This is a genomic window from Chromohalobacter sp. 296-RDG (assembly GCF_029889885.1).
Classification (GTDB): Bacteria; Pseudomonadota; Gammaproteobacteria; order Pseudomonadales; family Halomonadaceae; genus Chromohalobacter.
In genome coordinates this window covers 104462-117683 of record NZ_JARANY010000003.1, presented here as the reverse complement: position 1 = coordinate 117683, position 13222 = coordinate 104462, and the positions used below count along the sequence as shown (strand labels likewise).

Annotated in this window: 13 protein-coding genes; 9 read left to right on the top strand and 4 right to left on the bottom strand. The window is 62.7% G+C overall.

All coding sequences use genetic code 11. From position 1 onward, the window contains the following. Nucleotides 1-41: 41 nt before the first annotated feature. From ispE to OP495_RS02620, 3 genes are read right to left on the bottom strand one after another with little or no spacing between them, the layout of a single operon-like run. Complete coding sequence (ispE, locus tag OP495_RS02630; protein WP_280567014.1) at nucleotides 42-926, bottom strand: 4-(cytidine 5'-diphospho)-2-C-methyl-D-erythritol kinase; 885 nt, start codon at nucleotides 924-926, stop codon at nucleotides 42-44. After that, on the bottom strand, nucleotides 923-1561 hold the full coding sequence (gene lolB / locus OP495_RS02625; RefSeq protein ID WP_280561383.1) for a lipoprotein insertase outer membrane protein LolB: 639 nt from the start codon (nucleotides 1559-1561) through the stop codon (nucleotides 923-925). Before lolB ends, ispE begins: the two co-directional genes overlap by 4 nt. Further along, nucleotides 1558-3336, bottom strand: coding sequence for a tetratricopeptide repeat protein (locus OP495_RS02620; protein WP_280567011.1), 1779 nt, complete (start codon nucleotides 3334-3336; stop codon nucleotides 1558-1560). The genes lolB and OP495_RS02620 overlap by 4 nt, the downstream gene beginning before the upstream one ends. Nucleotides 3337-3593: 257 nt before the next feature. Here OP495_RS02620 and hemA point away from each other — a divergent pair, with 257 nt between their 5' ends. The 6 genes from hemA (at nucleotide 3594) to OP495_RS02590 (ending at nucleotide 9076) form a co-directional block, all read left to right on the top strand. Beyond that, nucleotides 3594-4868 carry a glutamyl-tRNA reductase gene (hemA, locus tag OP495_RS02615; RefSeq protein WP_280561381.1) on the top strand — a complete coding sequence of 425 codons (1275 nt, stop codon included), beginning with the start codon at nucleotides 3594-3596 and terminating at the stop codon, nucleotides 4866-4868. After that, a complete protein-coding gene (gene prfA / locus OP495_RS02610; RefSeq protein ID WP_280561379.1) occupies nucleotides 4865-5950 on the top strand; it encodes a peptide chain release factor 1 in 1086 nt (361 codons plus the stop codon). Before hemA ends, prfA begins: the two co-directional genes overlap by 4 nt. After that, nucleotides 5950-6807 (top strand): peptide chain release factor N(5)-glutamine methyltransferase, encoded by an 858-nt coding sequence (prmC, locus tag OP495_RS02605; RefSeq protein WP_280561378.1) that lies wholly within the window; start codon nucleotides 5950-5952, stop codon nucleotides 6805-6807. The genes prfA and prmC overlap by 1 nt, the downstream gene beginning before the upstream one ends. Nucleotides 6808-6959: 152 nt before the next feature. After that, nucleotides 6960-7457, top strand: a complete 498-nt coding sequence (locus OP495_RS02600) for an Lrp/AsnC ligand binding domain-containing protein (RefSeq protein WP_280561377.1) — start codon at nucleotides 6960-6962, stop codon at nucleotides 7455-7457. 56 nt (nucleotides 7458-7513) lie between these two features. After that, a complete protein-coding gene (locus OP495_RS02595; protein WP_280561881.1) occupies nucleotides 7514-8284 on the top strand; it encodes a HesA/MoeB/ThiF family protein in 771 nt (256 codons plus the stop codon). Nucleotides 8285-8530: 246 nt separating this feature from the next. After that, nucleotides 8531-9076 carry a glycine zipper 2TM domain-containing protein gene (locus tag OP495_RS02590; RefSeq protein ID WP_280561375.1) on the top strand — a complete coding sequence of 182 codons (546 nt, stop codon included), beginning with the start codon at nucleotides 8531-8533 and terminating at the stop codon, nucleotides 9074-9076. Between the two features lie 125 nt (nucleotides 9077-9201). Here the strand turns inward: OP495_RS02590 and OP495_RS02585 are convergent, their stop codons facing one another. After that, nucleotides 9202-10461 (bottom strand): 6-phosphofructokinase, encoded by a 1260-nt coding sequence (locus tag OP495_RS02585; protein WP_280561373.1) that lies wholly within the window; start codon nucleotides 10459-10461, stop codon nucleotides 9202-9204. Between the two features lie 142 nt (nucleotides 10462-10603). On the opposite strand from OP495_RS02585, the gene mpl reads away from it, so the two are divergent. The 3 genes from mpl to OP495_RS02570 are packed head-to-tail and all read left to right on the top strand — an operon-like array spanning nucleotide 10604 to nucleotide 13210. Then, nucleotides 10604-11974, top strand: a complete 1371-nt coding sequence (mpl, locus tag OP495_RS02580; protein WP_280561372.1) for a UDP-N-acetylmuramate:L-alanyl-gamma-D-glutamyl-meso-diaminopimelate ligase — start codon at nucleotides 10604-10606, stop codon at nucleotides 11972-11974. Then, entirely contained in the window at nucleotides 11964-12590 is a 627-nt protein-coding gene (locus OP495_RS02575) for a flavin prenyltransferase UbiX (RefSeq protein WP_280561370.1), read from the top strand. The genes mpl and OP495_RS02575 overlap by 11 nt, the downstream gene beginning before the upstream one ends. Next, entirely contained in the window at nucleotides 12587-13210 is a 624-nt protein-coding gene (locus OP495_RS02570) for a LysE family translocator (RefSeq protein WP_280561368.1), read from the top strand. The genes OP495_RS02575 and OP495_RS02570 overlap by 4 nt, the downstream gene beginning before the upstream one ends. Nucleotides 13211-13222 lie beyond the last annotated feature (12 nt).

Below are 13222 nucleotides of genomic sequence, written 5' to 3'. Positions count from 1 at the left end.
GCCCACATGGAACACGATGCCGACTATCAGGCGTCCCCGTATTAGCTCATGAGCGACATTCCATCGTGAATGTCAAGAGCGTCGTGGAGGGGGGAGGTGTTGCAGCCGCGTGCCTTGAATGCATGCCAATGGCTATCAACACGGCGCAAAATCCTATCGGCTTGTTGCTCACTCGTCAAGGGACAGAATAGACAGCTACCTGTCCCCGTCAGCATGGCTGGGCCGAAAGCCGATAACCAGTCGAGCGCTTGCGCGACCTTCGGCGACAAGCGTTTAACCGCTTCTTCGCAGTCATTGCGCCAGATGCGCCCCTGTTCGGCTTCCCCTCGCAGTGCGCGCGCCATACTAATGGGCGGGGTGTTGCGTGTCAATTCGGGGTGGTCGAACACGGCAGGCGTTGATATCTCTTCTCCTGGGTGAAGGACCACGAACCATGGGGTTTCGAGCGTCACGGGCGTCAGGTGTTCGCCAATGCCTTCCGCCCAGGCACTCCGGCCGTGTACGAAGACCGGCACATCAGCGCCCAGCGACAGGCCTAACCCGGTCAGGCGGGAAAGTCCCAGCGAGAGTGACCAGAGTCGGTCGAGCGCGAGCAGTGTGGTGGCCGCATTCGAACTGCCGCCGCCCAAGCCGCCGCCCAGGGGGAGACGTTTTTCCAGATGGATGTCCGCGCCCAGCGATGTGCCGCTTTCATGCTGCAGCAGGCGTGCGGCGCGCACGATGAGGTTGGCCTCGTGATCGACGCCGGCCATTGCGGAGTGCAGTTGGATGGTCCCGTCCTCGCGTGGCGCGAAGTGCAACGTATCGCCATGATCGAGGATCTGGAACAGCGTCTGCAGTTCGTGATAACCATCGGCACGGCGACCGACGATGTGCAGCATGCGATTGAGTTTGGCGGGTGCGGGCAGGCTGAGTCGTGCATTCATGAATCGGACACGGCGTCCCATTGATTGACGACGAGCGTGGCGCGCAACTCACCATAGTTCATGACCAGTCGGCGTGGCAGCCATAAGTCGTCGGCACGCGTCCAATCACGGTACTCGATCGTCCAGCCAAGTTGTTGCAGGCGCTGGGGGAAGTCCAGATCGTCGTGTTCGAGGCGTTCGCTGGCGTCGGGGGCAGGCAGGCCGCGCACCCAGTAATCGAGCGCGGAAATGGGCAGCGACCAGCCGAGCTGTTGTTCCATCAAGGCTTCCGGTGTCTCTGCTTCGAAGCGCCCATCGCCGTTGGTCAATGTGACTTTCCCGGGGCCTCCTTTTAGCAGGGTGCGGCCGGCTCCGAAGGGGCCACTGATCAGGATGCGGTAGGTGTCGGGGCGCTGCTGCCAGTCGATATTGGCGCTTTCGGACCCTTCATTGGTACGCAGCCCGACCTTGCCGGCGAGACTCCAGGATTCCAGTGCCTGCAGGCGCTCGGCTTGAGCGTCCCAATCGCCACGCTCACGGGCTTGGTCGGGCCCCGGGGCTTGGCTGGCACAACCCGCCAGCATGACGATGAGCAGCAAGCTGAGCCAAGTGCGGGCGCAGCTAGGACGAAGGCGCAATGAGAGAGAACAGGTCATGAGCTGGCTTCCATGTCGCGAGTAGAGTCCGGGTCGACGTTGCGGCGTGCATCATCCTCGTTGGTCGGGGCGAGTTCGGGGTGTCGACGCAGTAAGTCATCGATGAGCGGGTGCGGTGAAAAGCGCTTTAATGCTTCTTCTACTAGTGCGCGCGCCCGGTCGTCGCGTCCGGTGGCGGCGAGTACCTCGGCGAGGTGGGCGGCCACTTCCTGATCGGGCTGACCGCGATAGGCCTCACGTAAATAAGGGAGCGCTTCTTGCGCGCGGTCGAGGTGAAAGTAGACCCAGCCGAGACTGTCGAGGATGGCGGGACTGTCGGACTCGAGGCGATGAGCCTTTTCGATCAGCGGCAAGGCCTCCTGATGGCGGCCCATGTCGTTGCTCAGTGTATAGCCGAGGGCATTGAGTGCTTTGGCGTTGTCGGGCTCGCGTTCGATGATCGTGCGCAGGTCGGCTTCCATGGTGTCAAGATCGTCCTGATGATAAGCGCGCATGGCATGCTGGAAGCGTAGCTCGGTGGCCTCGGGCGTCTTGGCGATGGCTTCATCGAGCAGTTCGTCGGCGCGTGCGCGTTGGCCTTGGGCGTCGAGCAAGTCGAGCTCAAGGCGCAGCAGGGCGACGCGTTGATCGGGATGACGAAGCCGTTCGATGCGTAAAAACGCGCTGGCGTCCTGCGCCCGGTCTGCACTGACCAACATTTTGGCGGCCTGCGCACGCGCCTCGATGAAGCCATCGCCGTTGGGTACCTGACGATAGTAAAGCAGGGCATTGTCGATTTCGCCGGCTTGCTCGGCGATGCTGCCCAGCATCAGATAAGCGGCCGTAGGCGTATTTCCCCGGTCGAGAAGGGGAAGAAGGATGCGCCTGGCGCCATCGGGATGCGCGGCATCAAGATACAGCTGGGCGAGCTCCAAGCGTAGCGACGCGGTGTCGTCATGGCGAGCGAGCAAGCGTTCGACATCCTCGTCGGCGGCGTCGATATCGCCATCGGCGAGGCGCACTTGCGCTTGGGTCAGGCGCAGGCGGCTGTCGTCGGGAAAGCGCTCGAGCCCTTGTCGGGCATGGCGCCTAGCATCGTCCAGAGCGCCACTATGCAGGGCAATCATGCTGCGCGTCAGCCATACCGCGGCGGGCGCCTCTGCCCTGTCGGCCAGGCGTGCGAGTCGCGAGTCGGCGGTTTCGGTGTCGCCGTTCGCCGCCTCGAGTTGGGCGGTGGCTAGCTGAGCATCGAGGTGGTCGGGGTGGCGTTCGACGAAGTCATGCAAAGGTGTCAGTAGCGGGGGGATGTCAGCATCTTGCTCGATGGCGAGTTCGGCCAGCGCGGCAAGGTCCGCCTCGGGCTCCTGGTCGGCAATGCGCAGGCGTTGGGCCAGGGCGGTTTCCCAATCGCCACGTTGTACCGCGAGACTGGCGAGGACATGGCGCGGTGTGGTGGCGTCGTCATCGAGCTGTTGCCAGCGCAGTGCGGTACGTTCGAGCAGGGCACTGTCGTCGGCGTAGCGCGCCGCGAGGGTGGCGCGTTCTGCCAGGGCCGGCGATGCGTAGCGTTCGTTGACATCCAGATAGCCCTCGGCGGCGCGCCGGTAATCGCCGCGCTGCCCCGCGAGTTCGGCAAGCAGCAACGATGACAGGCCATCGGCATCGAAGCCGTGGGTCACCGGTGGCGCGTTTTCCATGGGGTCATCGAGCGGGATGGCGTTGGGCGTTGTCGGAGCGTTTTGGCAGCCCGTCAGCAGCAATGCCAGGACGGAAGCCAGGGTCAAGCGAATGCGCATGCCATCCTCGAATGTGCGTTTGAAAGCATCAGCATACCGGCTCGATCAGGCCGGGCAAAGCGTCAGGCACGTGAAACCTCGCGTTGCGCGGCAACTTGCCGCCCCATGCCCAAATGTCTCAGTCATATGCTAGGATATCGATCCTGCAGCGCGTTGGGCGGGGCTGGTATTCCGGCTGCGTCGCCCCCACATTGTCCGCCGCGCCCGAAAGCAAAGGCCGGACGCTGCCGATAGACCGATGTGATGACCATGATTTCATGACGCTTCTCGCCCTGGGGATAAACCACAAGACAGCGACCATCGAGGTTCGCGAGCAGGTCGCCTTTACGCCGGCCGAGCTGGCGGGTGCGTTGGCCGAACTCAAGTCGCTGCCCGGCGTCAACGAAGCGGCGATGCTGTCGACCTGTAACCGTACCGAACTCTACTGTGTGACCGACGCCCAGGGAGAGCGTTCGGTGCTTGACTGGTTGGGGCGCTTCCATGGGCTGCCGCCCGAGACCCTGATGCAAAGCGCCTACCGCTATCTGGATGGCGAGGCCGCTCGTCATTTGATGCGCGTGGCGGCAGGGCTCGACTCCATGGTACTGGGTGAGCCGCAAATCCTGGGCCAGCTCAAGGAGGCTTATCAGCTCGCGCGGGATAACGCTTGCCTGGGGGGAGAGCTGGAACGGCTTTTCCAGCATACCTTTTCCGTGACCAAGCAGGTGCGCAGCGAAACCGGTATCGGTGAGAATCCGGTCTCGGTGGCCTATGCTGCCGTTAATCTCGCCAGCCATATCTTCGACGATTTCGGGCGCGCCCGCGCGCTGTTGATCGGCGCGGGCGAAACCGTCGAGCTGGTTGCGCGGCATCTGCGCGAAGCGGGTATTCGCGGGCTGACCGTCGCCAACCGTACCCGTGAGCGCGCCGAGACCTTGGCCAATGCTTTCGATGCTGAAGCGATTTCATTGGGTGAGATCCCCCAGGCGTTGGCGCAAGCCGATATCGTCATCTCTTCCACGGCGAGCCCGTTACCCATTCTCGGTAAGGGCATGGTCGAGAGCGCCCTGAAGAAGCGTCGCCATCGTCCCATGTTCATGGTCGATATCGCTGTGCCTCGTGATGTCGAGTCCCAGGTCGGCGAGCTGGATGATGTCTTCCTGTACAGCGTCGATGATCTGCAGGAAGTGATCGAGGAAAACCGCAAACAGCGTGCCGTTGCTGCAGCCCAGGCCGAGTCTCTGATCGAGCACGGCATCCAGCATTGGCAGCGTGAGCGCCGCGAGCGTGGCGCCGGTGATTTGATTCGCCGCTATCGTGAGCAGGGTGAGGCACTGCGTGAAGAAGCCGAGCGCCAAGCCCTCGCGCAACTCGCTCGCGGTGAGGATCCCGAAAAAGTCCTGCAGCGGCTGTCGCGTCAACTGACCAATAAATTGCTGCACGGCCCGACGCTACGCTTACGCGAAGCATCGGGCGAAGAGCGGCACGATATCCTCCAGGCGGCCGATACGTTGCTGATCGACCCGGCCGCCTCGACACAGGACCCCGCATGAAAGCGACTCTGCGCACACGTCTCGATGGTTTCCAGGAACGCTTCGAAGAACTCGCCGCCTTGCTGGCCGAGCCCGACGTGATCGCCGATCAGTCGCGCTTTCGCGATTACTCGCGCGAATATGCCGAACTCGAGCCTTTGATCGAGATGTGGCGAGTTTACCGGCGCACCGAAGGCGATATCGAAGCGGCCGAGCAGATGCGCGAGGATAGCGATCCCGAGATGCGCGAACTGGCGGAAGAGGAGTCGCGTCTGGCACAGGCGCGACTTGAAGAGCTGGAGGCGGACGTCAAGCAGCTCCTGGTGCCCAAGGACCCCGATGACGGCAGCAACGTGTTTCTCGAAATCCGCGCCGGGACAGGCGGCGACGAGGCGGCGCTATTCGCCGGCGATTTATTCCGCATGTATTCGCGTTACGCCGAACACCAGGGCTGGCAAATTGAAGTGATCAACGTCAGTCATGGCGAGCAAGGTGGCTACAAGGAAATGATTGCCCGGGTGCGTGGCGATAACGTCTATGCGCGGCTCAAGTTCGAGTCTGGTGCGCATCGCGTGCAGCGGGTACCGGCCACAGAATCCCAGGGACGTATCCATACCTCGGCGTGTACCTTGGCAGTCATGCCCGAGGCGTCCGCCGTCGGCGATGTGGAGATCAACAGCAACGATCTGCGTGTGGATACGTTCCGCTCCAGTGGCGCCGGCGGGCAGCACGTCAATACCACGGACTCGGCGATTCGCATCACACACTTGCCGACCGGTGTGGTGGTGGAGTGCCAGGAGGAACGTAGCCAGCACAAGAATCGCGCCAAGGCGATGTCGCTGCTGGCGGCGCGTCTCAAGCAGTCCGCCGTGGACGCACAGCGCCAGGAGCAGGCCGACACGCGCCGGTCGCTGATCGGCTCGGGCGATCGTAGCGAGCGTATCCGGACCTACAATTTTCCCCAAGGGCGGATCACCGATCACCGTATCAATTTGACCCTCTACAAACTGGGTGACGTGATAGCGGGCGAGCTCGATGAAGTGATCAATCCCCTGATTCATGAGTACCAGGCCGAGCAGCTCTCGGCGCTGCAGACGGCCTGATGACCTACGATACCTTGCTGGTGCGTGCAGCGCGGCGGCTGCAGGCGGTGGGCAGTATCTCGCCGCGTCTGGATGCGGAGGTGCTCATGATGCACGCGGCCTCGGTGGCGCGCGCCTGGCTATATACTTGGGGCGACCGCGAACTCACCGGCGTGCCCCGGGCACGTTTCGAGGCGTTGGTGGCGGCGCGGGCGCTGGGCCATCCCGTGGCGTACCTCATCGGCGAACGCGAGTTCTGGGGGCTACGTCTGCGTGTCGATGAATCGACCCTTATCCCACGGCCCGATACCGAGTGCCTGGTCGAGACATTATTGGCGAAGATGCCGCATGGACCCGGAAGAGCGCTCGATTTGGGCACGGGAACGGGGGCCATTGCTCTGGCGCTCGCCGCCGAGCGGCCGGCATGGCACGTCACCGGCGTCGACCGGGAAGAGGCGGCCGTGGCCGGGGCCCAGGACAATGCCCGGCGTCTGGGGATCGCCAATACCACCTTCCTCGTCAGCGACTGGTTTGCTGCACTGGAGGGTGCGACCTTCGACGTGATTGCTGCCAATCCGCCCTATCTCGCCGAGGATGACCCGCATCTCGCGCAGGGCGATGTACGCTTCGAGCCGCGTTCGGCGCTGGTGGCGAGCGATGATGGGCTGGCCGATTTGCGCTATCTGGCGATGGCTGCGCGCACGCATCTCGTGGCGGGAGGCTGGCTGGCGCTGGAGCATGGCTGGGAGCAGGCCTCTCGAGTTCGTGAGGCACTTGCGCGGGCTGGCTATGAGGACGTCGTCAGCGAGGCCGATCTCGGTGCACGTGAACGCCTGACGCTAGCGCGTGCGCCAGCGGTTCAGGATGGCCAACATTGACTGCAGTAAACAACACCGCTGGATGCCTGGAGGCGCGGGCGGTGGTTATGGTAGTAATACGTCTCGCATCGATGGCCCCTGGGTAAGCCTTACTCCCAATAGGGCCTGATTACGATTTCTTTTGTCATTCATTGTCTCGGAACAACAATATAATGAAAGCCAAGACCCGTTCGCTGGATCGTATCGATCTCAATATTCTGCGCTGCCTGCAGGACAACGCGCGCATTTCCTATGTCGATCTGGCGTCCCAGGTCGGTTTGTCCACCACGCCGTGTCTGGAGCGCGTCAAACGCCTGGAGAAGGCCGGTATCATTCGGGGTTACAAGGCGCTGCTCGACCCCAAGGCGCTCAAGGCCAACTTGCTGGTGTTCGTCGAGATCAGCCTGGAGACGCAATCGCCGGCGGTATTCGACGAATTTCGCCGGGCCGTGGCCGAGCTGCCGCAGATTCAGGAATGTCATCTGGTCTCCGGGCAGTTCGATTACATCCTCAAGTGCCGGATTCCGGAGATGTCGGCCTATCGTCAGTTGCTCGGCGATGTCGTGCTGACGTTACCTGGCGTCAAGGAATCCAAGAGCTACGTGGTCATGGAAGAGGTCAAGGAAGATGTCTCGTTGCATGTGCCTGATACCGAGCAGCTCGACACCTGACCGACGCAGGCCGGGAGGCACTCTCTACTCGGGAGGCGATGACGCAAATGAAGGAAATGGACGATACCGCACTGCTGCGCTATAGCCGCCAGATCATGCTTGAACAGCTCGATGTGAACGGCCAGCAGCGCTTGTTGGACGGCCATGCGCTGGTCGTCGGTGCCGGTGGGTTGGGCTCGCCGGTGGCGCTGTATCTGGCCGCTGCGGGGGTGGGCCGGTTGTCGATCGCCGATGACGATGTCGTTGAGCTTTCCAATCTGCAGCGTCAGATCGCGCATGGCGAGAGCGACGTAGGACATGCCAAGGCGGAATCGGCGGCGCAGGCGGCACGACGCCTTAACACCGGTTGCGAGATAGAGGTCATCGCCTCGCGGCTCGAGGGGGAAGCGCTCGCGCGTGCGGTAGCGGCGGCAGATGTCGTGCTTGACTGCACGGATCGTTTTTCCAGTCGCTATGCCATCAATCGTGCTTGCGTCGCGGCGCAGACGCCGCTGGTCTCGGGAGCGGCGATTCTCTTCTCGGGGCAGTTGGCGGTCTTCGATGCGCGTGACGCGGCCTCGCCCTGTTACGCCTGCCTTTACGGCGAGGACGGCGACGACGATGCACTGCGCTGCGCCGAAAACGGCGTGATCGCCCCTCTGGTAGGGATCATCGGTACCTTTCAGGCGCTCGAGGCGCTCAAGCTTCTCGCCGACGTCGGCAAGCCGCATCGCGGCCTGGCCACCTTCGATGGCCTGAGCGGAGAGTGGCGACGCTTCAAAGTGGGGCGCGATCCGGCGTGTCCCGTTTGCGGAGCCTCGGTGCAGTCGTCGTCATCTCCAGCTTGAGTCCTGGCAATGCGTCTGCTGTCGGCGAATGGCAACGAGTAGGAGTAAATGCGCAGGTAATGTGGAAATGCTGTTCGTCAATGCTCGCTGCGCTCCCATCCATCCTGTACTTCGTGTAACATTCACTCCGTCTCAGTCACACATCGCTTACCGAGTAGGCGCGATAGCCATGGTTCGATGCACCAAGCCACTGACAGGAGGTCGGCGGGGTGTCTCGAGCGTCGCGTGCAAACAAGGAGGCGAGAAATGAATAAGCCCATCATCATTGGCGGTGTAATTGCGGTAATGGGCATTGCGGGGGGCGTAGCGATCGGGGCTTACCAAGGCAGTGACAATGGTCCCGAGTACGCCGATATCGTCAATGTCGAACCTATCGTCGAAACACGGCAAGTGCCACGTGAGGTCTGCCGCGATGTGACCGTCACCAAGCGCCGGTCCGTTCAGGATGAGAACCAGTTGGCGGGGTCGGCTATCGGCGGCCTGGTGGGCGGCGTGGTCGGCAATCAAGTCGGTGGTGGAAGCGGCAAGACGTTGGCAACCGTGGCCGGTGCACTTGGCGGTGGCTATGCCGGAAACAAGGTGCAGGAGCGCTTGCAGAGTGGCGACACCTATACGAGCACGCAGCAGCGATGCGAGACCGTGACCGACACGCAAAAAGAAACCATGGGCTTCAAGGTTCAGTACCGGACAAATGGCCAGGTACATGAGGCCAGACTCGACGAAAGACCCGAGGGTGAGCGTGTCCTGATGCGCGATGGCAAGCCGCGCTGGGGAGAAGTGTCGGCGTCATGAGGCGCCGATATTTCGGCGTCGCGAGTCGTTAGTCGCAGTATATGATACGTCATGATGAGCGTCCGGCTTGATACCAAGCCGGACGCTGTCGTGAAGGGCGGAAGAAGCCTTTGGACCGTGTTTCTTCAGAACTCGAAGGTGGGCAACTTGCGTGCGACCTTGATCTTTTCGAGCGTGGCCACCTTAGGCAGGCCGTTTTCGAACGGTGGGAAATCTTCGCCCTGGATCAGCGGCGAGAGATAACGCCGTCCCGCTTCGGTGATGCCGAAGCCGTCCTCGCGAATGTACTCGCGGGGCATGAACTTTTCCTTGTTGGCCACTTCCGCCAGCGGCGCCGCTTCGATACGCCATTCGTAAGGCGTTTCGCTGACGCGCTTGATGGTCGGCATCATGGCGTTCTTGCCGTCCAGAGCCAGCTCGACGGCCTTCTGGCCCACGGCATAGGCTTGCTCGACATCGGTCTTGGAGGCCAGGTGGCGCGCCGCGCGTTGCAGGTAGTCGGCGACCGCCCAGTGATACTTGTAGCCCAGATCCTGCTTGACCATCCCCGCGAGCGTCGGCGCCACGCCGCCCAGCTGGCGGTGGCCGAAGGCGTCGGTGTTGCCGGCGTCGGCGAGGAAGGTGCCGTCCTCGTAGTGAGCGCCCTCGGAGACGACGATGACGCAGTAGCCGTATTGCTTGACGGCCTCATCGACGCGTTGCATGACCTGCGCGCGCTGAAAGGGCAGCTCGGGGAAGATGACCAGGTGGGGAGGCTCGCCTTCGCCATTGCCTGCCAGCGCGCCGGCTGCAGCGATCCAGCCGGCATGGCGCCCCATGACTTCGAGCACGAAGACCTTGGTGGAAGTGGCGCACATCGAGGCGATGTCCAGCGCCGTTTCCCGGGTCGAGGTGGCGATGTACTTGGCCACGCTGCCGAAGCCGGGAGAATTGTCGGTGATCGGCAAGTCGTTATCGACGGTCTTGGGCACGTGAATTGCGGTCAGCGGGTAGCCCATCTTCTCGGAGAGTTGTGAGACCTTGAGGCAAGTATCGGCGCTGTCGCCGCCGCCGTTGTAGAAGAAGTAGCGGATGTCATGCGCCTTGAAGACCTCGATGAGACGCTCGTATTGCGTGCGGTGGGTTTCGATGTCCTTGAGCTTGTAACGGCAGGAGCCGAAGGCGCCGCCCGGGGTGTGGCGTAGTGCGGCAATCGCTTCGTCGCTTTCCTGGGAGACATCGATCAGGTCTTCGGTCAGGGCGCCGATGATGCCGTTATGGCCGGCGTAGACCTTGCCGATCTTGTCCGAGTGGCGACGACAGGTTTCGATGACGCCGCAGGCGCTGGCGTTGATGACGGCGGTGACGCCACCGGATTGGGCGTAAAAGGCATTGTGCTGGGCCATGGGGCTTCTCGTGCTCCTGAGTCTGGGCGCATGAAGGGGCGAATGATAGCCGACATCGGCCTGCGATGCCTATGCCAAGGCATTCGGCTGGTGGGTCGCGCGGTGTCATGCTAGTCTCGCGGCATCATGGCAGGAGGCTTAGATGCACGTCCATATTCTAGGGGTTTGCGGTACGTTCATGGGCAGTCTGGCGCGCTTGGCCAGGGCCCTTGATCATCATGTCAGTGGTTCGGACGCCAATGTATATCCACCGATGAGCACGCAGCTCGAGGACGCGGGGATCGCGCTCTGTGAAGGTTATACCGCCGACAATCTGATGCCGCGTCCTGACGTGGTGATCATCGGTAATGCCCTGTCGCGCGGCAACCCCGAGGTAGAGGCGGTCCTCAACGCTAAACTGCCTTATGTGTCGGGGCCGCAATGGCTGGCCGAGCATGTCTTGCCTGGGCGGCAAGTAGTGGCGGTGGCGGGGACTCACGGCAAGACCACGACCGCCAGTCTGTTGACATGGATCATGGAAGCGGCCGGCCACGCGCCGGGCTTCTTGATTGGCGGCGTTCCGCGCAACCTGGGCGTGTCCTCGCGTTTAGGAGAGCCCGGTGCGCCGTTCGTGGTCGAGGCGGATGAATACGATACGGCGTTCTTCGACAAGCGCTCCAAGTTTGTCCATTACCGCCCGGATGTCGCGGTGCTGGGCAATCTCGAGTTCGATCACGCGGATATCTTTCCTGATTTGGCCGCCATCGAGCGTCAGTTTCATCATCTGGTGCGCACCGTGCCCGGTAATGGCCAGTTGATCGTGGCGGCTGGAGAGCCGGCGCTCGCGCGTGTACTGGCGCAAGGTTGCTGGAGCCCTGTCGTCCGCTTCGGCGAGGGAGGCGAAGCCGCCTGGCAATGGCGCATGCTCAGCGACGATGGACGCCATTTCGAGGTGCGTCACGGCGAGCATCATGCGTCTGTCGAATGGGCGCTGAGCGGGCGCCATAATATCGCCAACGCGGTGGCGGCTCTGGCGTCCGCTGCGGCATGCGGTGTAGCGCTGGAGGAGGCCGCAGCGGCGTTATCGCGTTTCGAATCGCCCCGGCGGCGTCAGGAAGTCCGTGGTGAGGTCGGCGGTATTCAGGTGATCGACGATTTTGCTCACCATCCCACGGCCATCGCCGCCACGCTCAAAGGCCTGGGGGCGGGAACGCACCCGGGGCGTTTACTGGCGGTGGTCGAGCCACGTTCCAACACCATGCGCCTAGGAGCCATGCATGAACGTTTGTCGACAAGTGTCGCGGCGGCGGATCGCGTCTGGTGGTACCAGCCGCCGACGCTGTCATGGTCGCTGGACACCCTGGCCGACGCTTGTCCTGTTCCTGCAGCGGTATGCGATGACATCGACACCCTGGTGGCGGCGGTGATCGCCGATGCCATGCCGGGTGATCGTATCGTGGTGATGTCGAACGGTGCCTTCGAGGGCATCCACGAGAAATTGCTTGCGGCGCTGGAGGTGCGGCATGGCGGATGAGACGATGTTCCAGAAACCCGTGACGGTGGCGTTGACGGGTGCTTCCGGCGCGCAATACGGATTGCGACTCATCGATTGCCTGGTGGCGGCACGCCATCGGGTCCTGGTGCTGATCTCCAAAGCTGCGCAGATGGTGATCGCCACCGAAACCGACGTGAGTTTGCCGTCAAATCCCGAGCGTCTGAGCGAGGCGTTGAGAGAGCGAAGCGGTGCCGTGCCGGGGCAGATTCGCTGCTTCGCCCGTGAGGACTGGATGGCGCCCGTGGCCTCGGGTTCCGGCGCGCCGAGCGCCATGGTGATTTGCCCTTGTTCGACCGGCACCCTGTCAGCGGTCGCCACAGGCGCGAGCAACAACCTGATCGAACGCGCCGCAGACGTGGCACTCAAGGAGCGTCGCCAGCTCATTCTCGTGCCTCGCGAGACACCGTTTTCGGCCATTCATCTCGAGCACATGCTGACGCTGACCCGCATGGGGGCAGTGATACTCCCCGCAGCGCCGGGGTTCTATCATCGTCCGCAGACACTCGATGACATGATCGACTTCATCGTGGCACGGATTCTCAACCAGTTGGACATCGCTCACACGTTGATGCCGCGCTGGGGGGAGTCGACATGATCAACTTGTCAGTATTGTCGGTCTTCGTACCTACCTTTTTCATGGTCTCGTTGACACCGGGCATGTGCATGACGCTTTCCATGACACTGGGCATGACGATAGGCGTGCGCCGCGCCCTGTGGATGATGCTCGGCGAGCTGGTGGGTGTCGGCCTGGTAGCGGTCTCGGCGGTGATCGGCGTGGCGACGCTAATGCTGCGCTACCCCGAGATATTCGCGGCCTTCAAGTGGCTCGGGGGCGCCTACCTGATCTATCTTGGCGTGATGATGTGGCGTTCCAAGGGGCGCATGGCGATCCCGGACGCCAACGATGCAGCGCCCAGCGTGTCGTCGTTGCAGTTGGTGGTTCAGGGGTTCGTCACGGCGGTCGCCAATCCCAAGGGCTGGGCGTTCTTCATCGCACTGCTGCCGCCCTTTCTGGACGCCGGTCGGCCGATGGCACCGCAACTGGCGGTCTTGGTAGGGGTGATTCTCAGCCTGGAGCTGACCTGCTTGCTGATCTATGCCGGTGGCGGTCGCACCGCCAGTCGCTTCCTGCGTCGCGACGGCAACGTGCGCTTGCTGAATCGGGTGGCGGGCAGTCTGATGGTGGGCGTCGGCATCTGGCTGGCGTTGGGCTGAACGTTCTCCGTC